The organism is Pauljensenia sp. C0170B4, assembly GCF_056590235.1.
This window is the reverse complement of sequence record NZ_JBWPVS010000002.1, coordinates 107,318-131,052: the sequence shown is the minus strand read 5'-3', so window position 1 is coordinate 131,052 and position 23,735 is coordinate 107,318. Positions and strand designations below refer to the sequence as shown.

Annotated in this window: 18 protein-coding genes and 1 tRNA gene; 13 read left to right on the top strand and 6 right to left on the bottom strand. The window is 59.0% G+C overall.

Features of this window, described 5'->3' with window-relative positions; translation table 11 throughout:
- The first annotated feature begins 19 nt into the window (after nucleotides 1-19).
- Complete coding sequence (locus AC1EJ1_RS03070; RefSeq protein WP_285014069.1) at nucleotides 20-1,384, top strand: ABC transporter substrate-binding protein; 1,365 nt, start codon at nucleotides 20-22, stop codon at nucleotides 1,382-1,384.
- Between the two features lie 39 nt (nucleotides 1,385-1,423).
- Here the strand turns inward: AC1EJ1_RS03070 and AC1EJ1_RS03065 are convergent, their stop codons facing one another.
- The gene (locus tag AC1EJ1_RS03065) at nucleotides 1,424-2,494 is read right to left on the bottom strand and encodes an aldo/keto reductase (protein WP_480295312.1); all 1,071 of its coding nucleotides are present in this window, start codon (nucleotides 2,492-2,494) and stop codon (nucleotides 1,424-1,426) included.
- A gap of 110 nt (nucleotides 2,495-2,604) precedes the next feature.
- Between AC1EJ1_RS03065 and AC1EJ1_RS03060 the strand changes: the two genes are divergently transcribed.
- From AC1EJ1_RS03060 to AC1EJ1_RS03050, 3 genes are read left to right on the top strand one after another with little or no spacing between them, the layout of a single operon-like run.
- Nucleotides 2,605-4,380: a proline--tRNA ligase gene (locus AC1EJ1_RS03060; RefSeq protein ID WP_480295378.1), complete on the top strand. Its 1,776-nt coding sequence runs from the start codon at nucleotides 2,605-2,607 to the stop codon at nucleotides 4,378-4,380.
- Nucleotides 4,380-4,871: a peptide deformylase gene (gene def, locus AC1EJ1_RS03055; protein WP_285014066.1), complete on the top strand. Its 492-nt coding sequence runs from the start codon at nucleotides 4,380-4,382 to the stop codon at nucleotides 4,869-4,871. Before AC1EJ1_RS03060 ends, def begins: the two co-directional genes overlap by 1 nt.
- Nucleotides 4,872-4,874: 3 nt before the next feature.
- The gene (locus tag AC1EJ1_RS03050) at nucleotides 4,875-5,738 is read left to right on the top strand and encodes a class I SAM-dependent methyltransferase (protein WP_285014065.1); all 864 of its coding nucleotides are present in this window, start codon (nucleotides 4,875-4,877) and stop codon (nucleotides 5,736-5,738) included.
- On the opposite strand, the gene AC1EJ1_RS03045 is transcribed toward AC1EJ1_RS03050, so the two are convergent.
- A complete protein-coding gene (locus tag AC1EJ1_RS03045) occupies nucleotides 5,725-6,480 on the bottom strand; it encodes a DUF981 family protein (protein ID WP_058236735.1) in 756 nt (251 codons plus the stop codon). The two genes, AC1EJ1_RS03050 and AC1EJ1_RS03045, sit on opposite strands and share 14 nt — an antisense overlap.
- Nucleotides 6,481-6,693: 213 nt before the next feature.
- Between AC1EJ1_RS03045 and AC1EJ1_RS03040 the strand changes: the two genes are divergently transcribed.
- The 5 genes from AC1EJ1_RS03040 to aspA all read left to right on the top strand — a co-directional run bounded on the left by AC1EJ1_RS03040 (nucleotide 6,694) and on the right by aspA (nucleotide 12,555).
- Nucleotides 6,694-7,194: a DUF3145 domain-containing protein gene (locus tag AC1EJ1_RS03040; protein ID WP_058236736.1), complete on the top strand. Its 501-nt coding sequence runs from the start codon at nucleotides 6,694-6,696 to the stop codon at nucleotides 7,192-7,194.
- Nucleotides 7,195-7,197: 3 nt separating this feature from the next.
- Complete coding sequence (locus tag AC1EJ1_RS03035; protein WP_058236737.1) at nucleotides 7,198-7,515, top strand: acyl carrier protein; 318 nt, start codon at nucleotides 7,198-7,200, stop codon at nucleotides 7,513-7,515.
- A gap of 53 nt (nucleotides 7,516-7,568) precedes the next feature.
- Nucleotides 7,569-10,283: a fumarate reductase/succinate dehydrogenase flavoprotein subunit gene (locus AC1EJ1_RS03030; protein ID WP_480289291.1), complete on the top strand. Its 2,715-nt coding sequence runs from the start codon at nucleotides 7,569-7,571 to the stop codon at nucleotides 10,281-10,283.
- Nucleotides 10,280-11,035, top strand: a complete 756-nt coding sequence (locus AC1EJ1_RS03025) for a succinate dehydrogenase/fumarate reductase iron-sulfur subunit (RefSeq protein WP_058236738.1) — start codon at nucleotides 10,280-10,282, stop codon at nucleotides 11,033-11,035. The genes AC1EJ1_RS03030 and AC1EJ1_RS03025 overlap by 4 nt, the downstream gene beginning before the upstream one ends.
- Nucleotides 11,036-11,097: 62 nt before the next feature.
- On the top strand, nucleotides 11,098-12,555 hold the full coding sequence (aspA, locus tag AC1EJ1_RS03020) for an aspartate ammonia-lyase (RefSeq protein ID WP_227469364.1): 1,458 nt from the start codon (nucleotides 11,098-11,100) through the stop codon (nucleotides 12,553-12,555).
- A gap of 91 nt (nucleotides 12,556-12,646) precedes the next feature.
- On the opposite strand, the gene aceE is transcribed toward aspA, so the two are convergent.
- The gene (aceE, locus tag AC1EJ1_RS03015; RefSeq protein WP_480295311.1) at nucleotides 12,647-15,397 is read right to left on the bottom strand and encodes a pyruvate dehydrogenase (acetyl-transferring), homodimeric type; all 2,751 of its coding nucleotides are present in this window, start codon (nucleotides 15,395-15,397) and stop codon (nucleotides 12,647-12,649) included.
- 301 nt (nucleotides 15,398-15,698) lie between these two features.
- Here aceE and AC1EJ1_RS03010 point away from each other — a divergent pair, with 301 nt between their 5' ends.
- Together AC1EJ1_RS03010 and AC1EJ1_RS03005 are read left to right on the top strand one after the other, a co-directional pair.
- Nucleotides 15,699-16,100 carry a DUF3052 family protein gene (locus AC1EJ1_RS03010; protein WP_058236741.1) on the top strand — a complete coding sequence of 134 codons (402 nt, stop codon included), beginning with the start codon at nucleotides 15,699-15,701 and terminating at the stop codon, nucleotides 16,098-16,100.
- 81 nt (nucleotides 16,101-16,181) lie between these two features.
- Nucleotides 16,182-16,255: transfer RNA gene (locus AC1EJ1_RS03005), tRNA-Val, on the top strand.
- 3 nt (nucleotides 16,256-16,258) lie between these two features.
- On the opposite strand, the gene AC1EJ1_RS03000 is transcribed toward AC1EJ1_RS03005, so the two are convergent.
- From AC1EJ1_RS03000 to AC1EJ1_RS02990, 3 genes are all read right to left on the bottom strand, one after another.
- Nucleotides 16,259-17,134, bottom strand: coding sequence for a Cof-type HAD-IIB family hydrolase (locus AC1EJ1_RS03000; protein ID WP_480295310.1), 876 nt, complete (start codon nucleotides 17,132-17,134; stop codon nucleotides 16,259-16,261).
- 131 nt (nucleotides 17,135-17,265) lie between these two features.
- Nucleotides 17,266-18,735, bottom strand: a complete 1,470-nt coding sequence (gene der / locus AC1EJ1_RS02995) for a ribosome biogenesis GTPase Der (RefSeq protein ID WP_058236744.1) — start codon at nucleotides 18,733-18,735, stop codon at nucleotides 17,266-17,268.
- Complete coding sequence (locus AC1EJ1_RS02990; protein WP_058236745.1) at nucleotides 18,732-20,294, bottom strand: UDP-N-acetylmuramoyl-L-alanyl-D-glutamate--2,6-diaminopimelate ligase; 1,563 nt, start codon at nucleotides 20,292-20,294, stop codon at nucleotides 18,732-18,734. The genes der and AC1EJ1_RS02990 overlap by 4 nt, the downstream gene beginning before the upstream one ends.
- 66 nt (nucleotides 20,295-20,360) lie before the next feature.
- Here AC1EJ1_RS02990 and pepN point away from each other — a divergent pair, with 66 nt between their 5' ends.
- Both pepN and AC1EJ1_RS02980 read left to right on the top strand, forming a co-directional pair.
- Nucleotides 20,361-22,925: an aminopeptidase N gene (pepN, locus tag AC1EJ1_RS02985; protein WP_480295309.1), complete on the top strand. Its 2,565-nt coding sequence runs from the start codon at nucleotides 20,361-20,363 to the stop codon at nucleotides 22,923-22,925.
- On the top strand, nucleotides 22,922-23,734 hold the full coding sequence (locus AC1EJ1_RS02980) for a DUF881 domain-containing protein (protein ID WP_058236747.1): 813 nt from the start codon (nucleotides 22,922-22,924) through the stop codon (nucleotides 23,732-23,734). The genes pepN and AC1EJ1_RS02980 overlap by 4 nt, the downstream gene beginning before the upstream one ends.
- Nucleotide 23,735: the final 1 nt, after the last annotated feature.

The window sequence follows — 23,735 nt, the reverse complement described above, 5'->3', positions numbered from 1 at the left end:
AACACGAAAGGATGAAGCGATGACACATCTGCGAAAGCCGCTTCTTGCAGGAGTTCTGGGCATGGCATTGGCTCTGGCTGCCTGCAGCTCAGGAGGATCCGGTCAAAGCGGCGAAAGCGGGGGGACCGCTTCGAATTCAGGAGCTGCCACCACTGTGACCTTGAGGCTGTGGGACGAGGGGGCCGCCGGCGCCTACGAAGAATCACTCGCTGCATTTCACGACCAGAATCCTGACATAGCTGTGGAGATTTCCGTCGTCCCGTGGAGCGACTACTTCACCAAGTTGCGCACGGATATCGCTGCCGGCTCGATGGATGACCTGTTCTGGATTAACAACTCGTCCTACACGTCCTACGCCAAGAGCGGCAACATGGTCAATATCGACGAGGCATTGGGCGCCGAAGCGCGCGACCAGTGGGATGCCAATGTTGTCAAGGCCTTCACCCTCGATGACACATTGTGGGGCGTGCCGCAGCTGTCGGACGCTGGAATTGCGCTGTACTACAACAAGACTCTCCTCGATGAAGCTGGCGTGACACCGGACGACCTCGCCAATGCGAAATGGTCACCGCAGGGCGGCGACGACACGCTGATCAACCTGCTCAAGAAGCTCACGAAGGATAACAGCGGCAATACTGCTGACTCAGCTGACTTCAACGCAGATTCGATCAGCCAGTACGGCTACAACGCGGCTCAGGATCTCCAGGCAATCATGCTGCCCTTTATTGGCTCCAACGGCGGCACGTTCCAGAACGGTGACCAATTCACCTTCTCTGACGCCAGGACCACACAGGCCATGCAGTACGTTGTCGACCTGATTACCAAGGAACACGTGGCTCCCTCGGCAGCCGATACGAACATGGACGGAGAATTCACTCGTAACCAGTTCCTCCAGGGCAACATGGCGATCTTCCAGTCCGGCCTGTACAACTTGGCCACCATTGCGGAAAGTGCCGATTTTGAGTGGGGGACAGCGCTTCTGCCGGAGGGTCCCGCAGGCCGTGTCTCTGTCACCAACGGCATCGTCGTTGCGGGCAATGCGAAGAGTGAGAACCCCGAGGCTGTTGCCGAGGTTCTGGAGTGGCTCGGTTCCCAGGAAGGCAACGAATATATCGGAAAGAACGGCACGAATCTGCCTGCGGTCACAGCGGCGCAGCAGGTCTACTTCGATTTCTGGAAGGACAAGGGGATCGACATTCAACCGTTCTTCGACGTTGTCGCCGATGGTGCGCCCACCATTGATCCGCCTGTAGGCGACAACTTCACGGCCGCGTCAGCCGCGTACACCGAAGTCCTTAACGAGGTCTTTCAGGGACGCGTTCCCGTCGCTGAGGGTATGAAGACAGCGGACGAGAAGGCGAACGCCGCCATGAACGGCGAATAAGACGTATACCGCTTGCGCGGCCGTGGGTCAGTCGGTGCCTTACGGCCGCGTTTCAGTTGCGCCCCACCATTGGTTGATGCCTGAATCCACCGCATGCTCGTCGATGGCCTGCAGTTCCTCGTCGCTGAAGTCAGTGGCGTCGAGTGCTCCGAGAGAATTCGACAATTGCTCCACGCTGGAAGCTCCGACCAATGCGGTGGTCACGGTGCGCGCTCCCTGATCTCGCAGCACCCACGCGATAGCCATTTGAGCCAGATCCTGTCCACGCTCATGAGCTATATCGTTGAGGGCGCGAATGTGATCGAGCGTCTCATCGGTGAAGAATTCGCGCGAAACTTTACCCACGCCGAGCCGTGAATTCTCAGGAATGCCGTCCAGGTACTTGTCGGTGAGCATTCCCTGCGCCAGAGGAGAAAACGCGATGACGCCCATCTTCTGTTCAGCGGCAGTATCCAGCAGCGAGGGCTCGCCTTCTTCAACCCACCTATTCAGCATCGAGTACGACGGCTGATGAATCACGAGGGGAACGCCGAGTTCACGCATGATCGACTGTGCCTGAATGGTTGCGTGCGCACTGTAGGACGAAATCCCGACGTAGCGTGCTTTGCCCGATGCCACAGCATCACGCAGCGCCATCATCGATTCTTCCAGGCGCGTTTCGCCTTCAGGACGATGGTGGTAGAAGATGTCCACGTAATCGAGCCCCATACGGGTCAATGACTCATCCAGAGATGACAACAAGTAGTTGCGGGAGCCGCCCTGGCCATAGGGACCTTCCCACATGTCCCATCCCGCTTTCGTTGAAATGACGAGCTCGTGGCGATGTGCCCGCAAATCCTTCGCGAAGATCCTCCCGAAGTTCTCTTCCGTGCTCCCCGCTGGCGGACCGTAGTTATTGGCTATGTCGAAGTGGTAAATACCGTGATCGAATGCGAAGCGAATAATGTCACGCTGTGTCTGGAACGGGCGGTCGTCACCGAAGTTGTGCCACAGTCCCAGTGCAATGCGAGGGAGCTGCAAACCTGAGTCCGCGCAACGCGCGGTCGGCATGGTCGAATAACGGTCCGTCGAAGGCAGCCAGGGAGTACCGGTTGGAAGAAAATTCATCATGGTTCTATTGTCTCGTGCTGCTGGTCGCCTCGCTTGGATTCCGACATCTCAGGGACAGGATCTGACAGGAAGCGCAGTGGTGAACTAATCTGGAAGACGTGCTGAAAACTATGTCATCTTTCTTTGTCCGCACGTTGCGTGAAGATCCCGCCGACGCGGAAGTCACCTCTCATAAGCTCCTGGTGCGCGCTGGTTACATTCGACGTACCGCACCCGGTATCTACACGTGGCTCCCGTTGGGCCTGCGCGTGGTGCGCAAGGTGGAGCAGGTTGTGCGTGAGGAAATGGACAGGATCGGTGCGCAGGAAGTACTGTTCCCAGCTCTGCTTCCAGCCGACCCGTACAAGCAGTCCCATCGCTGGGAGGAATACGGCCCTACGCTCTTCAAGCTGCGTGACCGCAAAGAGGGGGACTATCTGCTTGCCCCCACTCACGAAGAGATGTTTACCCTGCTGGTCAAGGATATGTACTCCTCGTACAAAGATCTTCCCGTCACGCTGTACCAGATTCAGACCAAGTACCGTGACGAGGCTCGTCCTCGCGCCGGTCTGATCCGCGGACGCGAATTTATCATGAAAGATGCGTACTCTTTCGACCTTGACGATCACGGGCTGGATGCCTCCTACGACCTGGAACGTTCGGCGTACGAAGCGATCTTCAAACGTCTGGACCTTGAATACGTCATCTGTTCGGCAATGTCCGGCGCAATGGGCGGATCACGCTCTGAAGAGTTCCTGCATCCGTGCACGATTGGCGAAGATACATTTGTTCGCTCTGCAGGTGGGTATGCGGCCAACGCGGAAGCTGTCAAGACACCGGCACCGGACCCGCTGCCAATCGAAGGTCAGCGCCAGGCAGTTGTCTATCCGACGCCGAATTCCACGACGATCGACGCACTCGTGACGTTCGCGAACGACGAGCATCCGCGTGAGGATCGCCCGTGGGAAGCATCCGACACATTGAAGAACGTGGTAGTGGCGTTGACGCATCCTGACGACACGCGTGAAGTCGTGGTGATCGGTGTGCCAGGTGACCGAGAAGTCGATATGAAGCGCCTAGAGGCCGCTGTTTCACCGGGGCGTGTTGAGATCGCGACCGGCGAGGATCTGGCGCAGCATCCGGAGCTGGTCGCCGGTTACATCGGCCCTGACGTCCTGGGCCCCAATGCACGGGGCATTGAACACCCTGTGCGCTACCTGCTCGATCCGCGCATCGTGGATGGCACGTCGTGGATCACAGGCGCCAATGAGGTCGAACGGCACGTCTTTGGCCTTGTCAAGGGGCGTGACTTTACTGCAGATGGCTGGATCGAAGCGGCCGAGGTACGCGAGGGCGACCCCGCACCTGACGGCTCCGGTCCGTTGCACCTGGAACGCGGCATCGAAATCGGCCATATTTTCCAGTTGGGACGCAAGTACGCCGAGGCGTTGGGCCTGACCGTTCTGGATGAGAACGGCAAATCCCGCATCGTCACGATGGGCTCCTACGGTATCGGCGTGTCTCGCGTGATGGCGGCCTTGGCTGAATCGACCAGCGATGAGAAGGGCTTGTCATGGCCCGCACACATCGCACCCTTCGATGTTCATGTCCTCGCTACGGGTAAGGGCGAGGAGATCTTCACGACGGCGCGCGATTTGGCCACTCAGTTGGATGCTGCAGGTCTCGATGTGCTCTACGATGACCGTCCGAAGATGTCGGCAGGTGTCAAGTTTGCTGACAGTGAGTTGATCGGCATTCCGATCACCCTCGTCGTTGGGCGTGGCCTGACTGACGGTGTCGTGGAAATCCGTACGAGAGCGACAGGTGAGCGCCATGAAGTTCCCGTGGACGAAGCGCTCATGCGTGTCAGTGAACTTCATCAAGACTTAATGAATCAGGGGCAATAATGGCGATTCGTGACATTCGCATAATCGGAGATCCCATCCTGCGTACGCCGTGCAAGGAGATCACGACGATTGATGACCACGTGAAGATGCTGGTCGAAGATTTGCTTGAGGGCGTTGATATGGAGGGGCGTGCGGGTCTCGCGGCCAACCAGATCGGCGTTGGTCTGCGTGCGTTCTCGTGGAACATCGATGGGGAAGTGGGCTACATCCTGAACCCCCGGATCGTCGAGTTGTCCAAGGACGAATATCAGGATGGCGATGAGGGTTGTCTGTCAGTTCCTGACTTGTTCTTCCCAACTGAGCGTGCCTGGTATGCCCGTGCCGAGGGGATTGACCTGGATGGCAAGCCAGTTGTCGTCGAAGGCGAGGAGCTGATGGGTCGGTGTATTCAACACGAATGCGACCACCTGGACGGCAAGATTTACATTGATCGCCTTGACCGCAAGAACCGTAAGGAAGCGATGCGCGCGATCCGCAAGATGGGTCTGTAGCTGATGCGTGAGCACGGTGACGCACTCTGCCTCAATCACGCCTTCTGGCAGGAGCAGGCATCACGTCACGCTCAGTCACCGTTTTACGACGTTGACACTCTGGTGAACGATCGCGCGAAGATTCCTGAGGCTATACGCTTGGATCGACCGTACCTGGAGGGCGCTGGCATCGAGGGCGGCGACGTCATCCACCTTCAATGCCATATCGGCACCGACACTGTAGGACTGGCACGCTTGGGGGCGCACCGTCTGGTTGGCCTTGATTTTTCCGAAGAATCCCTGGAGATTGCACGCGGCATTGCCGACCGAGCAGGCCTCCACATCGACTACGTGTGCTCGGATGTTTTGTCTGCCCATGAGGCGGTAGAGGAACGCTTCGACATTGTGTACACCTCGGAGGGTGCCCTTGCATGGGTGCCTGACATACGCCGGTGGGCTCATGTTGTCGCTTCCTTGCTGAAACCAGGCGGCACTCTGGTTGTACGTGACGTGCATCCTCTTGTGGGAACATTGAAGGACCCGGTGCAATGTGACGCCCTCGAACTTCATTTCCCGTACTTTGAAACCCGTGAGGGAATCACATGGGACGACGACTCAAGCGAAGCCGACTACGCAGGCTCTTCTGTGACCCCAGGCAAGAACGCGACGGTGGAGTGGAACCACTCACTTGGGCAGATTGTCAATGCGCTCAGTGACGAGGGCGTCTTTGTTAAACGCCTTGACGAGATTGATGAGTTATTCTTCCCGATGTCGCCCGATATGAAACGGTGCGGACCCAGCAGCTGGAAGCTACCGGAATCCGCACCGACATGTGCCCTTCCTCTGTCATTCAGAATCGTGGCAACTGCAGATCTCACATCGTGTTGACGATCAGACCGATGTGCGTGTAGAAGTTCAGGCATCCGAATAGGCCGATTGCAACGCCGCATGCCAGCCACAGCCACATGACAGCGTTAAGAATGCCGCCTCCACGCGATTCAGATGTGCCTTCTTTATCAGCGCGGAACACGCCGATTGGGAACAGGACGCAGCCCAAACCGATGACAAAGAAGAACAGTGACATGAAGATCGCTTCGAACCACGGCCACTGTGCAAACCAACCGGAAATGGGCTCCTGCGGGGGAGCGGTGAAGAGTCGGTACATCACGCCGGCGAAGGCGATGCCCCACAGTCCCAATCCCAGTCCGCCGGCGAAAATCGACAGCGGCTTTGCGGCGTGGAGCAGTTCGCTCAGAGCCTTCTGTGAACGGGCAATGTGGTCACGCTGCTTCCAGAGATAGAAGCACGCGAACAGTAAGAGTGATCCAAAGCCCAGGCAGGTTTCACCGAAGATCACATTGTCGTAGGCGAAACCGCCAGCGGCCAGCGGCCACGTCGTCGTCATGTGCAAGCCGGTGGTTGTCAAGATCAAGCCAAGAGCACCGAACGCCATGGCGTATCCGTCGACCCGCACGGCAGTCTTGCCGGAGTTCGAGCGAACTTCCCTGAAGAACATCGCAAGCCCGATGAGCGCTGCACCGGCTGCGACTGCCATTAACGTGTTGTAGGTCGGCATGCTCGGCCAATCGATCATGCCGGGGCTTTCAACACCTCTGAAAAAGTCGTCCATCTATTCTTTTCTTTCCTCGACCCATGTCTCCACACAAAATGGAGCCGCGCCGTCTGCGCAGTGGGGACACTACGATGCTAACAGGCTTTCACGGCGTGGCACTGGAATAGTCGGCGTAGACGCGTCATAATGGGTGTAACGCCACGATTCAGCGTGTCTGTTTCCGGTTGAGAACGTAGGGGAAGACGATTCTCACGCGAAATGGAGGTCACGATGAGTAGGTCTTACACCCGTGGTGTACTTTTCGTGCACTCAACTCCGCCAGCGCTGTGTCCACACATCGAGTGGGCCGTTGGAACAGCGCTCGGACAGGAAGTGCACCTGCAGTGGACTGATCAGGATGCTGCACCCGGGATGGTACGCTCCGAATTCTCATGGGTAGGCCAGACCGGGTCCGGCGCCCGACTCGCGTCGGCACTTCGCGGCTGGGAACACCTGCGTTACGAAGTCACCGAGGAAGCCACCGCGATCACTGACGGTGGCCGCTGGTCTCACACGCCGTCACTGGGCATCTTCCACGCCCAAATGGACACGGCAGGCAACGTTGTCGTGCCGGAAGGAAGGATTCGCGCAGCCCTCGACGAATCACATTCCCCGACAGAGATGATCGACAAACTCAATCTTGCGCTCGGACAGGCGTGGGATGATGAGCTCGAACCATTCCGCTATGCCGGTGCCGGAGCTCCGGTGCGCTGGCTCAACCGCGTGGGGTAAGACATGGGATCGATCGGCGACCAGCTTGGCATCGACTTGACCGAACTCCTCGACATGGACGAACCGCCTCAGAGCGATCAGGAGGACAACGATACGGTCGGTGAAGCCGTCATGAACGCACTGCTGGAAGAAACCTCCATCGAACCAGACCGGATGCGCGCAGACCTGACACTCGAAGGTGACCTCGACCTGGACACCCTCGGACGCTACTCTGTGATCAGCCAAATCGAGCACGAACTCGGCATCACCTTGATCGACCGGGACGTGGATGCACTCACAACGGTCGAGGACCTGCTCAACCTAGCTCGCTCGACGTCCTGAACCGCACACGAGCCCTCCCGAACCCGATAGGCTGGATATGAGGAGGATCGGACATGACGATCAACGGCACGTTGACGCCCACCGCGCGGCGCGTCACGATTCCAACATGGGTGTGCAAAGTCGTCATGGCAATCACAGGCCTGATCATGGCGGCGTTCGTCTTCATCCACATGGTCGGCAACGTCAAGATCCTGACCGATCCTGCTCAGATGGATCACTATGCGCAGTGGCTGCGCACGATCGGTGAACCGGCTCTTCCGTATGGGTCCGTTTTGTGGATCCTGCGCGTGATCTTACTGTCGTGTGTTCTGCTGCATATCTGTGGCGCACTCATCTTGTGGCGCCGCGGCGCGTTGACCCACACGCCCGGTGTGCGCAGGCTGAAGCATCGCGGCTGGGCTGCAAAGCTCATGCTTCCGACCGGACTTGTCCTCATTGCCTTTATCGTGATCCATATCCTTGACCTCACCATTGGCACAGTGGTCGAATCGGCCGCTTTCCGCCATCCCGACTCTCGTTTCTACGCCGCTGCCAATGTGGTGGCATCGATGAGCAGGCCTGTCATGTTCGCGGCATATGTCATCGCCCTTATTGCGATAGGCCTTCACCTCAGCCACGGCATTGAGCGAGCCTGGCAGGATCTCGGTGGGCGCTCACCACGTATCGGCACCGTTGTGCGCATCGCTGGCTATGCGATCGCTTTGGCAGTTGTGATCGGAGACCTCACCGTCATCGCCGCTTCGCACATGGGAGCGATCAGCGTCGCCCTCGCGCTTCCGCTCGCTGCCGGACGCACGCATCTGCGCATTGACGAGGGCGCCCCTGTTGACGCCCATGAACCTGAAGTCGAACCCGAACGCATGTGGGACGAATTTGTCTCCCACGCGCGCCTCGTCTCACCCGGGAACAGGCGTACATTCAGGGTGGTTGTTGTGGGGACCGGTCTGGCGGGCGCCAGTGCCGCAGCGGCTCTGGCTGAACTGGGCTTTGGGGTAGATGCGATCACAACTCTGGATACGCCGCGACGCTCCCATTCAGTGGCAGCTCAAGGCGGTATCAATGCGGCGCGGGCACGACGAGTCGACTCGGACAGCGTGCAGCGGTTCGTCACCGACACGATTAAGGGCGGTGATTTCCGCGCCAGAGAGTCTGAAGTATGGAGACTGGGTATTGAATCGGCGCGCGTCATCGACCACATGAACGCGCTGGGTGTGCCGTTCGCCCGAGAATATGGCGGATCATTATCCACACGATCATTTGGCGGCGTGCAGGTTTCGCGAACGTACTACTCGCGAGGGCAGACGGGCCAGCAACTTCAGGTGGCAGCGTCCTCGTCCCTCATGCGTCAGGTGGCTGCAGGCCGCGTGACGTTATGGGTGCGCCACGAAATGCTCGACGTCGTCGTTGCTGACGGCCGGGCCGCCGGTGTGATCACGCGTGACATGATCACCGGACGCACCCGCTTCCATCCCGCACACGCAGTTGTGATTGCCACAGGCGGATACGGCAACGTCTACTACTATTCGACGCTGGCAAAGAACTGCTCGACAACAGGCATATGGCGAGCTCACCGTGCCGGCGCCGCCCTCGCTTCACCGAGCATGATCCAATTCCACCCCACCGCATTACCTGTCTCATTCCCGTGGCAATCCAAGACCACGCTCATGAGCGAATCTCTGCGTAACGACGGACGCATCTGGGTGCCACGCAGCCCTGGCGATGACCGAGACCCGAACGCCATTCCCGAAGAGGAACGCGACTACTACCTGGAGCGCAAGTACCCCGCGTTTGGAAACCTCACGCCTCGCGACATTGCCTCTCGCGCTGCGCGCGAGCAGATCGAATCGGGGCATGGGGTCGGTCCCGAACGAAACAGCGTGTACCTGGATTTTAGGGACGCACTGGAGCGGGTGGGCCGACGCGTCATCGCTGAGCGCTACGGCAACCTCCTTGACATGTACCTCGATGCAACAGGGGAGGACCCCTACACTCGCCCCATGCGCATCGCTCCCGGCGCGCATTTCACAATGGGTGGCTTGTGGGTCGACTTCCGCCTCATGACCACCATCCCGGGACTGTTTGCAGCCGGCGAGGCGAACGCGGCCTACCACGGGGCCAACCGTCTGGGAGCCAATTCCTTGCTTGCCGCCTGCGTCGATGGTGCTTTCACAATCCCGCGCACAGTACCCGACTATTTGGCAGGCATTTTAGGCCAGGAGTTGCTCTCCGTCGATGATTCCCGCGTGATCGCTGCCCGTGAGGGGGTCGAATCGCGACTGCAGGGCCTGCTCCACATCGATGGAGCTACTCCGACGGACAGTTTTGCCCGCAAGTTGGGCGATATCATGTACCAGGGGTGCGGCGTTGTGCGCAGTAAGGAGAGCCTGGAGGCTGCGCTCAGCGACATCGACGCACTCCAACAGCGCATGGGTGCCGACCTGCGTGTCAGTGGCGAGACAGGACACTTCAACACCGACTTGGTTGCAGCTGCCAGGCTTCAGGACAGCATTCAGATGGCCACACTCATGTGTGTGGACGCGTGGCATCGCGAGGAATCCTGCGGCGCGCACTTCAGAAGTGAATACCAGACGGAGCAGGGGGAGGCGCAGCGCCGCGACGACCAGTGGATGAACGTATCCGCCTGGACCACTGACGGGTGGCATGACCTGAGGACAGATGGCGCAGCTCCCTTGGCAATTACCTGCACTCACCACGCCGAAGAGCTGACGTTTACTACCGTCCCCCTGGCAACGAGGAACTACCAATGAAACTGATCGTCGACGTGTGGCGGCAAAAAGCCCCGGAAGCTGTCGGAACATTCCACTCCTACGAACTGGACGGGTGCGATGAACGCATGTCGATTCTGGAGCTCCTCGATCACCTCAACCGCAACCTGAGTTCCCGCGGCGTCGAGCCGGTTGCGTTTGATTCGGATTGCCGCGAAGGAATCTGCGGTGCATGCGGCATTCAAGTTGATGGAAGGCCCCACGGATTCAGTGAGAATCTGCCGGCTTGCATGCAGAGGGTCGGCGCTCATGCCGATGGCACGCATGTGCGCCTGGAACCGTTGCGATCGGGCGCCTTTCCAGTGATCCGTGACCTTGTGGTAGATCGCAGTGTCCTCGACCGGATCACGATGGCGGGAGGATTTGCTTCCGTTGATACCGGTCTGGCTCCTGATGCGGACGCGATTCCGATTCGTCATCAAGATGCCGAAGGTGCACTTGACCTGGCCGCGTGTATCGGCTGCGGCGCGTGTGTTGCGGCGTGTCCGAACGGCTCAGCCGCGTTGTATGCGGGTGCACGGATGGGTCACCTGGCAGCGTTGAACATTCCGGGGTTGGAGCGGGCAGAGCGTGCCCGGCGCATGAATGAGGCGATGGATCAGTACTTTGGCTCGTGTTCTGGCTACGGCGAATGCATCAGAGTGTGTCCTGCGAATATTCCTTTCGACGTTGTTGCCGTTGCCTCACATGAACGTCTCAGGGCACTATGGTCGAGGTGGCCTCAGCCTCGCTAAAGCACCACTACTATAGACATTGAGATGAGATGCCCGACGATGGGCTGACATGAACGGAGGATATTGTGGGAAATCGGTCCGAAGAAGATCTTTTGGGAAGTCGCGACGTTCCGCAGGAAGCCTACTGGGGTATCCACTCCTTGCGCGCGCAGGAAAACTACCAGATTTCCGGTAGGACGATCAATGAAGTGCCTGAGCTGATTCGGGCATTCGCTCAGGTCAAGAAAGCCGCCGCGCTGGCGAATAAGGATTTGCGAGTGCTCAAGCCCGCCACGGCAGATGCAATTGTGCAGGCCTGCGATGCCATCATCGACGAGGGCGCGTGCCTCGACCAGTTCCCGATCGACCAGTTCCAGGGTGGTGCGGGCACATCGGTGAATATGAACGCCAACGAGGTGATCGCCAATCTCGCTCTCGAGATGACCGGTCAGGAGCGAGGGCGCTATGATCTGATTAATCCCAACGACGATGTCAACCACTCCCAGTCCACCAACGACACGTATCCCACAGCTTTTCGACTGGCCGCCTACGAGAAGGTCGACCAGCTGCGGCACGCCGTGAATGATCTGGCCGACGCGTTTGAGCGCCTCGGTGCCCGCTATCAGCATGTCCTCACTATGGGGCGCACACAGTTGCAGGATGCCGTCCCCATGACGATTGGTCAGGAAATGACCGCGTTCGGCGTGACTTTGCGTGAAGAGGACCCACGTCTGGTCAACGTAGCCAACCTGCTTCTGGAAACAAACCTGGGCGCCACTGCGATTGGCACTGGGCTCAATACGCCTCCGGGCTACCAGAAGGCAGTGGTCGCTCATCTGCGTGAGATCACGGGCCTGGACGTGACAGCCTCCGAAGACTTGATCGAAGCGACATCGGATGCCGGGGCGTATATCTCCATGCATGCCACGATGAAGCGCACCGCTGGCAAGCTGTCCAAGATCTGCAACGACCTGCGTCTGCTCTCATCGGGTCCGCGAGCCGGCTTGAACGAGATCAACCTTCCGCAAAGGGCTGCCGGATCCTCAATCATGCCCGCGAAGGTCAACCCGGTGATACCCGAGGTGGTCAACCAAGTCTGCTTCAAAGTCATCGGCAACGATGTGACGGTCACGATGGCAGCCGAGGCCGGCCAGCTTCAGCTCAACGTCATGGAACCGGTGATCGCCCAGTGCATGTTTGAATCGGCCACGTTGCTCACCCACGCATGTGACACGCTGCGTGAAAAGTGTGTGGACGGTATCACCGTCAACGAAGAAAACTGCCGAAACATGGTGATGAATTCGATCGGTATCGTCACCTATTTCAACGATGTCATCGGGCATCATGCCGGTGACGTGGTGGGTAAACGAGCTGCGGCAGAAAACAAGAACGTCGGTGATCTGATCGTTGAGATGGGCTTCCTGTCTCAGGAACAGGTCGATGAGATCCTGTCTCCGGAAAACCTGGCGAACCCGCAGTATCGTGGCGCCAAGATCAGCGATGATCCTGAAACCCCCAAGCAGGCGTCAAGTAAGCACTAGCGCGTAATTCTGCCAATTGCAGACACACGAAGACGCCCTCGTCACTCTCACTGAGTAGCGATGAGGGCGTCTCCACGTCTGCGTTCACATCTTATTCGTCTGAAGCTGCAGCCTCATCGGCACCGATGCGCACATTGTGCAGCTGGTACTTCTCGATGGCCTGTTCGATGACTGCGCGGTCAACCTGGTTTTGATCGGCCAGTGCCTGCAGCGTGCGCACCACCATTGATTCTGCATCGATGTGGAAGTAGCGTCGTGCTGCGCGGCGCGTGTCGGAGATGCCGAAGCCGTCTGCGCCCAACGTGTACAGGTAGCCGGGAACCCACGGACGGATCTGATCAATGATCAGGGCATCGTAATCGGACGTGCCAATGAAGGGGCCTTCAGAGCCGGACAACTTGGTTGTCAGGTAGGCGTAGCGCGGATCCTCATTCGGATGCAGGAAGTTGTGCTCGTCAGCTTCCACGCCATCGCGACGCAGTTCGTTCCATGACGTCACCGACCACACGGCGGCGTCCACGCCCCAGTCCTCGGCCAGGAGCTTGCGGGCCTCACGTGCCCACGGCACCGCCACACCTGATGCCAAAAGCTGAGCCTTCGGGCCCTGCCCTGTATGGTCATCAACCTTGTAGATGCCCTTGATAATGCCGTCCACGTCCACATTTTCAGGTTCTGCCGGCTGATGAATCGGCTCGTTGTACACCGTCAGGTAATACATGACATTCGGGTCACGCGTATCCGAGGGATCGTGCTCGCAGAACATGCGCTTAATGCCATCCCACATGATGTAACGGATTTCGTAGGCGTAGGCGGGGTCGTACAGCACGAAACCGTGGTTGGCTGCACCCAGGATCGGGGAATGGCCGTCCAAATGCTGAAGACCCTCGCCGGTCAGGGTGGTACGTCCAGCTGTCGCGCCCACGACGAAGCCACGAGTCAGCTGGTCGGCAGCAGCCCAGAACTGGTCGCCGGTGCGCTGGAAACCGAACATCGAGTAGAAGATGTAGAACGGAATCATCGGCAGGTTGTGCGTCGCATACGAGGTGCCCACGACCTGCAAGGCAGCCGCAGATCCAGCCTCGGTAATACCGGTGTGCATCACCTGCCCCTGTTCGGATTCCTTGTAGGACAGCATCATGTCCGCGTCCACGGCAGTGTAATTCTGACCGTGCGTGTTGAAGATCCTGGCTGACGGGAAGATAGCGTCCAGACCGAACGTGCGTGCCTCATCGGGAATGATCGGCACGATGTGCCGACCAATATTCTTATCACGAAGCAGGTCTTTGAGCAGTCGGACCAGTGCCATTGTCGTGGCCACTTCGAGTTTTCCTGAGCCCTTCGACAAAGCCTCGAACGGCTTCATCGCAGGTTCAGGCAGGTGTGCATCGTCATGGGCACGACGCTCAGGCAGGTATCCGCCCAGCTTCTCCCGACGTTCCTTCATGTACAGCAACGCCGGATCGTCTGCCGGTGGCATGTAATACGGCGGCTTGTACGGATCCTTCTCCAGCTCCTCGTCGCTGATCGGGATCTGCAGACGGTCACGCAGCGCCTTCGCATCCTCCAGAGTCAGTTTCTTCATCTGGTGCGTCGAGTTGCGTCCTGCAAAATGCGTGCCGAGCGCGTATCCCTTAATGGTGTGCGCCAGGATGACGGTAGGCTGTCCGGTGTGCTCCATCGCAGCCTTGTAGGCGGCGTACACCTTGCGGTAGTCATGGCCACCTCGGCCCAGAGCCCAGATCTGCTCATCGGTCCAGTCCTTCACGAGCGCCTTGGTTCGCGGATCACGTCCGAAGAAGTGTTCACGAACGTATGCACCATCTTTGGCCTTGAACGTCTGGTAGTCACCGTCGAGGGTCTCATCCATCAGGTGAACGAGGGCATTGTCCTTATCTGCTGCCAGCAACTGATCCCAGCCGCGTCCCCAGATCACCTTGATGACGTTCCAGCCGGCGCCCTTGAAGAAGGCTTCGAGTTCCTGAATGATCTTGCCATTGCCACGTACAGGCCCGTCGAGGCGCTGCAAGTTGGCGTTGACGACGAAGGTGAGGTTATCCAGGCCCTGCTGTGCGGCAAGCTGCAGCATGCCGCGCGCTTCCGGCTCGTCCATTTCGCCGTCACCCAGGAATGCCCATGTGTGCTGCTGAGAAGTGTCCTTGATGCCGCGCAACTGCAGGTAGCGGTCAAACCACGCCTGGTAGATTGCCTCGGCAGGCCCCAGTCCCAGTGACACGGTGGGGTATTCCCAAAAGTTAGGCATTTGGCGTGGGTGGGGGTAGGAAGGTAGTCCACCGTCCACACTGACCTGCTGACGGAACCCGTCCATCTCTTCTTCGGTCAGGCGACCTTCGAGGAATGCGCGTGCATAAGGGCCAGGGGAGGCGTGTCCCTGGAAGAAGATGTGGTCGCCGCCGCCCGGGTGGTCTTTGCCGCGGAAGAAGTGGTTGAGACCCACTTCGTACAGGGTAGCGACTGATGCGTAAGAGGAGATGTGGCCGCCTACTCCGACACCGGGGCGCTGAGCGCGCGTGACCTGAACGGCGGCATTCCACCTGATCCAGCGGCGGTACTGACGCTCCATCGCTTCATCGCCGGGGAAGTAGGGTTCCTGGTCAACGGGGATCGTGTTGACGTAGGGCGTGGTGTATTCCTGAGGCAGCTGCACATCGCGTTTGCGAGCCTCGTCCATCATGTGCAGCAGGATGTAGCGTGCGCGAGGTCCGCCTTTTTCATCGATCAGGCTGGTGAGCGAGTCGATCCATTCCTGGGTTTCGTCAGGATCGTTGTCTGGAATTTGACTGAGCAATCCGTTGATGACGGGATGCTTTTGGTTTGTGCTCACAGATACCCCTTTTTATCTCGTGCTGACAGACCTGAAGGTCGCCAATGTCCTGGTGGTTCTATTCTCACCCGAAAGTCCCAGATTTGCGACTTCTTTAGGGCTTAAGACCCATGAGAATCGCCTCAATTTTGATTCATTGACGAGGGTGACGCCTTCCGACCGTACTCGCAGGTCCCGTCAAGCCACATCGGCGGCGACTTTCGGCGCAAATATTCTTCCCAGGTGCAGATCTGCTCTACTATAGTGCCGTTAGATAGTTCACGAGCCCAGCGGGTTCGCGTGTGGAAGGTGGTTACACAACGTGGCGATCAGCCTCGGATTCACCCAAAATCAGGTTGTCCAGGAATTCTACGTAGACGATGACAGCGATGAAGCTGTTCGCGATGCTGTCGCACGCGAGACTGGTCACGAACTGGTCGATGTCGATTATGGCGACGTTGTCGACGGCGCACTGGTATGGTGGCGCGCTGACGACGCTGAAGAGGAAGACCTCGGTGACGTTCTGGTCGATGTTGCGTCAAACCTTGACGACGGCGGCATGATCTGGGTTCTTTTCCCCAAGCCTTCTGATCCGAACACTGTGCCCGTGGCGGACATTGCCGAAGCAGCCAGTGTGGCAGGTCTTCATTCTACGTCCGCGTTCTCAATGGGGGACACGTGGACCGGAATCTGCGTCACGGCTCGTCCGCGCGCACACCGGTAAGACATCTCACGCACGTCTCAAGTGCGTCTGCGTACCTGTGTGCGTTAAAGTATCCCTCGTGCCACGTCAGTGGCACGTGTCGGGCCTGTAGCTCAGTTGGCCAGAGCGCTGCGTTTACACCGCAGAGGTCGTCGGTTCGAGACCGGCCGGGCCCACCGTTAAAGCGCCAGTAGCGCGCGTACCACAGTCATGACACCGTGATCAATATTTGACGGCGCGCGGTATCGGGCTCGTGCTGTCACATCCGGATGAGCGTTAGCCATCGCGTACGAATAGTCGGCATGGTCGAAGAGCTCCAGGTCGTTCAGGAAGTCGCCAAACACAACCGTGTGCTCCGGACCGATCCCCAGCGATTCCTGCAGGGCAGTCAACCCTCGTCCTTTATTCGCCACAGGATTCATCATATCGACCCAGTGGCGCGAAGATTCTGCCACCTGATGCGATTGACGCAAGTGGGGAACCTGATCATCAACGAAGGCAGAAATATCCGTGAAGTCATACGTTGCGAGTTTCAGGACGTTATCGTGCGCCGCGGCCTGCTTCAAGTCGTCGACGACTTCCAGTTGTGCATAGTATTTGTGGGCTTCAGCGTAAAACTCGGCATCTGTGCGTTCAACGTACGCGCTGTTCTGCCCGCACACGACCAGACCGAGGTTGTAGCTTCCGTCAGAGCTCACACGCCGCGTCACATCGATCATTTCATTGACTGTCGGCATGTCGATGCAAGTGGTCGACACAACCTGCCCGTGGAACGTGACGATGGAGCCATTTTCAGCAATGTAGGAGTGACCGGCGTCTGTGCCGGAAAACATGGTGTCGAGGGTGGCGAGCTGACGGCCTGACGCGGGCACGAACGCAATCTCACGTACAGCCAGTTCATGCATGAGCGGCCAGAACTCGTCCGGCAGTTTCGAGTTGCCGTCCAGCAGCGTCCCGTCCATGTCGCTGGCGATCAGTCGAATGTCAATTGGCCCATCGGGCAGTGTCATCATGGGCGTATCGTTCACGTCGGCTCTCCGTTCTTGTCCGGTCATGACTGTATCATCGACCGGCCTCCCGCACGGGTCACCCTCGTCAATTCACTCCTTCATGCGCGTTGCGTGACGACGCTGCACATAGCAGATCGAAAGATAGATGCCATACATGCCGAAAACAACAGTCAGGACTATTTCCTGCGCCGCTCCCGCACGCGCACAGATATCTGAACGGGGGAGCCGGCGAAACCGAAGTCCTCACGCAGACGCCTCTCAATGAAACGTCGATATCCGGGGTCGAGGAAACCGGTCGTGAAGAGCACGAAGCGTGGGGGAGCGGATGACACCTGCGTTCCGAACAGGATCCTGGGCTGTTTGCCACCGCGCAGCGGATGCGGGTGTGCGGCCACAAGCTGCCCCAGAAAAGCGTTCAGCTTACCTGTCGAGATTCGTGTTTCCCACCCGGCAAGAGCCGTATCCAACGCCTGCACGATTCTGTTCGTATGCCACGTCGTTGCCGCCGAAATATTGATGCGCGGCGCCCACGCGACCTGCACGAGTTCGCGTTCGAGTTCAGATTTGAGTTCCTTTTGGCGTTCCTCGTCCACCAGGTCCCACTTGTTGTTGACGATCACGAGTGCCCGCCCGGCATCAACAACCTGCTGCACGACGCGCACGTCCTGCTCGGTCAATACTTCCGAGGCATCAAAAAGGACGAGGGCGACCTCGGCTTTTTCAATCGCAGCCTGTGTTCTGATCGACGCGTAGAAATCAGCTCCCGTTGTTCGGTGCATTTTGCGGCGCACACCGGCCGTATCCACAAATTGCCACTGGCGGTCGCCCAAAGTGACGATCTCATCGACCGGGTCACGCGTAGTGCCAGCTGTTGAGTCTACGACGACGCGCTCATGTCCAACGAGCGCATTGAGCAGTGAGGACTTGCCGACGTTCGGTCGTCCCACCAGAGCCACGCGGCGAATGTTGGGATCGCGTGGTTGACCGGCTCGTGCCGAGCGCTCAGGGAGAACTGCCAGCACTCGATCCAGCAGGTCACCCGTGCCTCGACCGTGCAAAGCGGAGATGGCGTATGGTTCGCCCATACCCAAACCCCACAGGTAGGCAGCGTCTGCTTCCTGCATGGCGGAATCCACCTTGTTAGCCGCCAGAATGACCGGCTTGCCGCTGCGGCGCAGCAACTCCACGATACGTTCATCAGTGGTGGTAATTCCCACCGTCGCGTCGACCACCAGCAGCACTGCATCTGACAGGTCGATCGCCACCTCGGCCTGGTCGGCCACATTGCGATCCAGTCCGCGCACGTCGACTTCCCAGCCGCCCGTGTCAACGACGAGGAATTCGCGACCAGCCCATTCGGCCTGGTAGGTGACACGGTCACGTGTGACACCCGGCGTGTCCTGCACAACCGCTTCGCGACGCCCCAGGATACGGTTCACCAGCGTGGACTTGCCGACGTTGGGTCGCCCGATCACAGCAAGGACCGGTAAGCCGTCCATCTCAGTGCTGGAGGGCAGGTCGCCCTCGTGATCGTCAAGGATCTGCAAGTCGGATTCACTGAGCTCATAGTTGTCCAGTGACGACCGCATCGAGCGTGCGCGGGCTTCACCTGTGTCAATATCCTGCTCTTCGCTCACGTTTGTCATCCTCGCTTGCGGGGTTCACTGTATTCCAGCACTTCGCGTGCAACCGGCACGTCATTGTATCGGTGATAGACATGATCTATCTCCTGATACCACTCGGCACCCTTCCCGGTGATCAGGACGATGTCATTCGCACTGGCGTCCTGAATCGCGCACCGTACCGCATCCCGGCGGCACGTTGTAACCTCCGTGACGTTGGTCAGGTCGGGACGCACGTTGCGGATTCCCTCCATCAGCTCGGCGCGAATTGCCGCCGCGTCCTCGGTTCGGGGGTTCTCATCTGTCACCCACAACACGTCCGCGTGTCTCGCCGCAACTTCAGCCAGCGGTATGCGTTTGGAGGCATCCCGGTCACCGTCCGTGCCAAAGACCAGGACGACGCGGCCGCCAGCCAGTTCGCGCGCATCCTTGAGAATCCATTCCAGAGCTTCGGGGGTGTGCGCGTAATCAACGATCACGAGCGGCTGATCGTCACAGTCCGGATTGATTTTCTCCATACGCCCAGGAACCTGCGGTGCCCGCTCGAGGGCAGTGACCGCCTGATCTGAATCCGCACCCACTGCCGTCGCCGCTGCGATTGCCACAGCGCAGTTTTGCACGTTCACTTCTCCGAGTACCGGGCTGTGAACCTGGTGGGTGTGCCCCGCCGGATCGGTCAGGGAGAAAACGGTTTGTGCGGTCTGCGGATCCGGATGAATATCACTGACGTGCCAGTCTGCCTGTTGCGAGCTCAAGGCCGCAACAGTCGTGATCGGGATCGTGGCCTCACGTGCCAGTCGCTGGCCCCATTCATCGTCCACGCACACGATTCCACGCAGGGCATGCTCGGGCGTGAACAGGGATGCTTTGGCCTGGAAGTAGTGCTCCATGTCGTGATAGAAGTCCAGGTGATCGTGCTGCAGATTCGTAAAAATGGCGACGTCAAAGACAATGCCGTCAACACGATTCAAGCTCAATGCATGAGAGGACACTTCGATGACCGCATTGTCAGCGCCTTGTTGCTGTGCGCAGGCAAGAAAGCGATGCAGGACCGGTGCCTCGTTCGTGGTGCGCGTCGCCAAGATCGTCATGTCACCGATGCGGGTTTCCACGGTGCCGCACAGCGCAGGAACATCGTGTATGGCGCCCAACGCGGCGCTGACCAGATAGGTTGTGGTGGTCTTTCCGTTTGTGCCGGTCACTGCTGCGGTCGTCAGTGACTGATCGGGGTTTCCGACCACTCGTGCAGATACGAACGCTGCCGCCTGGCGAGGGTCGTCGACAACTGCAATAGGGACGCTCGCGCCACTGTCACGCAGGATCCGCGCACCTTTCTCATCAGTGATGACGCCGGCCGCGCCAGCCTCAAGCGCACCTGCGGCAAATTCGGCGCCGTGGTGGGAGTATCCGGGGATTGCCACGAACACCCATCCGGCATCAATGTCGCTGGAAGAGACCGTCACGCCAGTGACGGGACAGTTGGCCTTGTCTTCATTCACCCATTGATGAACATCGAGGTCGCGGACCAGTTCACGAAAAGTAATCGCTGATGTGCGAGGACGCAGTTCATTAATGGTAGTCATGGCGCACACTTTACTACTCGGGCGCGCCCCAATGCCTCAACTCGCGCGCGCTCTTACAATCGAGACATGTTTAACCTCACGCGATCCCAGGCACGTCAGCGTGCTCAGACAGTCTCAGTGTCCCACATTGACGTGACGGTGGATCTGACGCGTGCAGGTGATCTTGACGAGACACATTATCCTGTCACCTCTGTGTTCACAATGACGCTCAACCGTCCCTCAACATTTGTTGACGTGGTGGGAACGGTGGACGAGGTTCTGGTCGATGACGCTCCGCATGCGTTCCACCATGACGGATCTCGCCTTGACCTTGATGACCTTCCAATATCACGTCCGATCACGCTCACCGTGCGCGCCCACTGCAGCTTTTCACGCACAGGGGAGGGGCTCCACCGCTATCTCGATCCTGAAGATCACCGCATCTACCTGTACACACAGTTTGAGCCCACCGATGCGCGCAGGGCCTGGCCGTGTATGGATCAGCCCGATATCAAGCCGCGCTGGACCTTCCACGTCCTCGCGCCGAAAGAATGGACTGTCACGTCCAACGGCATCGACACACCGACGGATGCCGGCACCTTCATTCGGCACGACTTTTCCACCACACCACCTCTGTCCTCCTACATCACCGCAGTTGTTGCAGGCCAGTGGGCCGTAGTTGACGGCGGTACCTGGGAAGGTGGAGCCGGCGACGGCACACATGTCGCGATCCCGCTGCGTCTGATGTGTCGCGCCGCCCTCGCGCCTTTCATGGACGACGACGATATTCTGACTGTCACCCGACAGGGCCTCAACTTTTATCATCAGCACTACGGTGTGACATTTCCGTGGGGATCCTACGATCAGGTGTTCGTGCCTGAATACAACCTTGGCGCAATGGAGAATCCCGGGTGCGTCACGTTCAACGAACATCTCCTGTCGCGCGACACCCCCACATTCGCGCAGCGTCAGCACCGTGCCAACACGATCCTTCACGAAATGTGCCACATGTGGTTCGGTGATCTCGTCACGCCCGCATGGTGGGATGACCTGTGGCTCAAAGAATCCTTTGCTGACCACCAGGGCACCAACACGGCTGCTCACGCCACCGCCTACACAGGGGAGTGGACGTCATTCGCCATTGGCCGCAAAGCCTGGGCCTACGAGCAGGACCAGTATCCAACCACCCACCCCATCGCTGCAGATATCCCGGACGTGGAGGCAGCCAAGAACAATTTCGACGGCATCACCTACGCCAAGGGTGCAGCCGTTCTCAGACAACTGTTCGCCGCCCTTGGTGAGGACGCGTTTTTTGCCGGTGCACGACTCTACTTCACCCGCCACGCCAACGGTGCGACGAAGCTGACCGACCTTCTGAAAGCCCTGGAAGAAACGTCCGGGAAGGATCTGACTGAGTGGAGCAGGCTATGGCTGGAAACCAGCGGCCCATCCAGGCTCTCCGTCGACGTGCAATTCGACCATTCGGGCCGTCTTTCCCGCTTCGACCTGGTCCAGGACCGCCTCGTTCGTCCACACACACTTGAGGTATCCACGTGGGCGATTGACGAGGGAGCCCTGAGGCGCACCCACACCTATAGCCTGCATACTGAGGCCGCCCGTATCCGCATCACAGACGACACACTTTCACGCGGGGAATGCGATTTGATCGTGTTGAACGACCACGATCTAACGTATGCGATCTGCAGGTTTGATGCGCACAGCGCGGACACGGCATTGGCTTACATCGGAACCTGCCCTGATCCGCTCACGCGCGCCGTTGTGTGGGCGAACCTATGGAATATGGTGCGCGATGGGCTCATGCGCGCAGACCGCTATGTTCGCGCAGTACTCACGCAGGCACTCACCGAAGATCACGACGCGGTTGTGGACAGACTGCTGTCCAGTGTTCAGTACGCCATCGCGCATTACTGCCCGCGCTCACAACGAGCAGCATTGCACGAACAGGTCGTCGCCACTGCACTCGACATCCTCTCACACACCACTACCGTGGACCACCAGCGTCTGTGGCTCGGAGCGTTGCTCAGCTCAGCACCCTGGTGCCCCTTGTCACCTGCAGCGACCAGCACGATCACAGCCGTGGCGGGCCGGCACAGTATTCATGGACTGGAAATCGGTCCCGAACTTGCCTGGCGTGCACGCCGCGCGCTTGCTGCGCGCGGCGATGTCGACCGCGCTCGCCTCGACCAGTGGCTGGACAACGAACGCACAGGGGAGACTACCATTTTCCACGCTCGCGCTGTGGCTGCTCTGCCCACAGCCACTATCCGTGAACAGTCATGGAAACGAGTTCTCACCGGGGACATTTCCAACGAGGAAACCTCAGCGATCCTCTTCGGCCTGGCGGAGTCCACGTGGGAGGGCGATGAGCTCGACCGTGAGTTCTTCGCGCACCTCGCTGATTTTTGGGCCACCCACTCCATCGGCATGGGTATTCGCTTCGTGCGTGCTGGCGCTCCACATCACGTCGACTGCGATGATCCGAATGCGGTAGCCACCCTCGTCAATGAATATGAACAATGGCTGGAGGGCAATACGGATGCACCTGCTGCCCTGCGACGGCTCGTAATCGAGAACTTTGACGACGTTCAGCGTGCTCAACGCGTCCAGGAACTTTGGGAGGAGACGCTATGAGCACTGCCTCGCCCCGAAAGGACCCTGCCGCATCGATGTCGCAGCTCAACCAGCTTCTTCGCAATCCGCTCGATGCTGCCTACCACGCATACGCAGCCGATCCGAATGCCCGCCGATCCGGCCCGGCAATGCGCGTCCTCGTCATCATCATGGCGATCGCGCTGGGGATCGCCTCCGGAATCGCAGTGCGATACTTACGCGCCCCCGCTGATACGACAGTGCGAAACTCATTGACCTCGCGCATCGAAACCGTCCAGACGCAGGTTGACTCGCTCAGCCAGGAAGTGTCCGACCTGTCCTCCACGATGCGCTCAGCTGCCGATATCGCCCCGACATCTGCACCGCAACTGGAGGCAAGCGTGGCGATGGCCAGCGCGGCTCACTCCGTGCACGGACCGGGTCTGACTGTTGCCCTCAGCGACGCCACAGATTCCAAAACTGAACGACCCCAGGCGGTTGTGCGCGATCAGGACTTGCGAATGGTGGTCAATGCCATGTGGGCGGGCGGAGCTGAAGCCATTGACGTCAACGGCATTCGCATCGGGTCGGGCACCTTCATCCGCACCGCAGGTTCAACGATCCTGGTCAACACCACGGCCATCCAGTCTCCCTACGTCATCAATGCCATCGGAGACGGGTCGGATCTGTCGGTGGCACTGGTGCGTGGCGGCACCGGTGATTATCTGTCTACCGCCCAGTCAGCTCGAGGTATACAGATCACGACACGGGCCGCAAACTCCATTGAGATGCAGGGCGTTGATCAGCGCTCGACGCGCTACGCTGAAACTCGAGATGGTGCTGGAGGCTAAA

Bases quoted from the DNA above. Each gene is read 5' to 3' on its own strand.
- der (WP_058236744.1), bottom strand. From the start codon at position 18,735: ATGACAAACGTGAGCGAAGAGCAGGATATTGACACAGGTGAAGCCCGC.
- AC1EJ1_RS03065 (WP_480295312.1), bottom strand. From the start codon at position 2,494: ATGATGAATTTTCTTCCAACCGGTACTCCCTGGCTGCCTTCGACGGAC.
- AC1EJ1_RS02990 (WP_058236745.1), bottom strand. From the start codon at position 20,294: ATGACTACCATTAATGAACTGCGTCCTCGCACATCAGCGATTACTTTT.
- AC1EJ1_RS03035 (WP_058236737.1), top strand. From the start codon at position 7,198: ATGGGATCGATCGGCGACCAGCTTGGCATCGACTTGACCGAACTCCTC.
- AC1EJ1_RS03060 (WP_480295378.1), top strand. From the start codon at position 2,605: ATGTCATCTTTCTTTGTCCGCACGTTGCGTGAAGATCCCGCCGACGCG.
- AC1EJ1_RS03040 (WP_058236736.1), top strand. From the start codon at position 6,694: ATGAGTAGGTCTTACACCCGTGGTGTACTTTTCGTGCACTCAACTCCG.
- AC1EJ1_RS03000 (WP_480295310.1), bottom strand. From the start codon at position 17,134: ATGACCGGACAAGAACGGAGAGCCGACGTGAACGATACGCCCATGATG.
- AC1EJ1_RS03070 (WP_285014069.1), top strand. From the start codon at position 20: ATGACACATCTGCGAAAGCCGCTTCTTGCAGGAGTTCTGGGCATGGCA.
- pepN (WP_480295309.1), top strand. From the start codon at position 20,361: ATGTTTAACCTCACGCGATCCCAGGCACGTCAGCGTGCTCAGACAGTC.
- AC1EJ1_RS03025 (WP_058236738.1), top strand. From the start codon at position 10,280: ATGAAACTGATCGTCGACGTGTGGCGGCAAAAAGCCCCGGAAGCTGTC.
- AC1EJ1_RS02980 (WP_058236747.1), top strand. From the start codon at position 22,922: ATGAGCACTGCCTCGCCCCGAAAGGACCCTGCCGCATCGATGTCGCAG.
- def (WP_285014066.1), top strand. From the start codon at position 4,380: ATGGCGATTCGTGACATTCGCATAATCGGAGATCCCATCCTGCGTACG.
- AC1EJ1_RS03050 (WP_285014065.1), top strand. From the start codon at position 4,875: ATGCGTGAGCACGGTGACGCACTCTGCCTCAATCACGCCTTCTGGCAG.
- AC1EJ1_RS03045 (WP_058236735.1), bottom strand. From the start codon at position 6,480: ATGGACGACTTTTTCAGAGGTGTTGAAAGCCCCGGCATGATCGATTGG.
- AC1EJ1_RS03030 (WP_480289291.1), top strand. From the start codon at position 7,569: ATGACGATCAACGGCACGTTGACGCCCACCGCGCGGCGCGTCACGATT.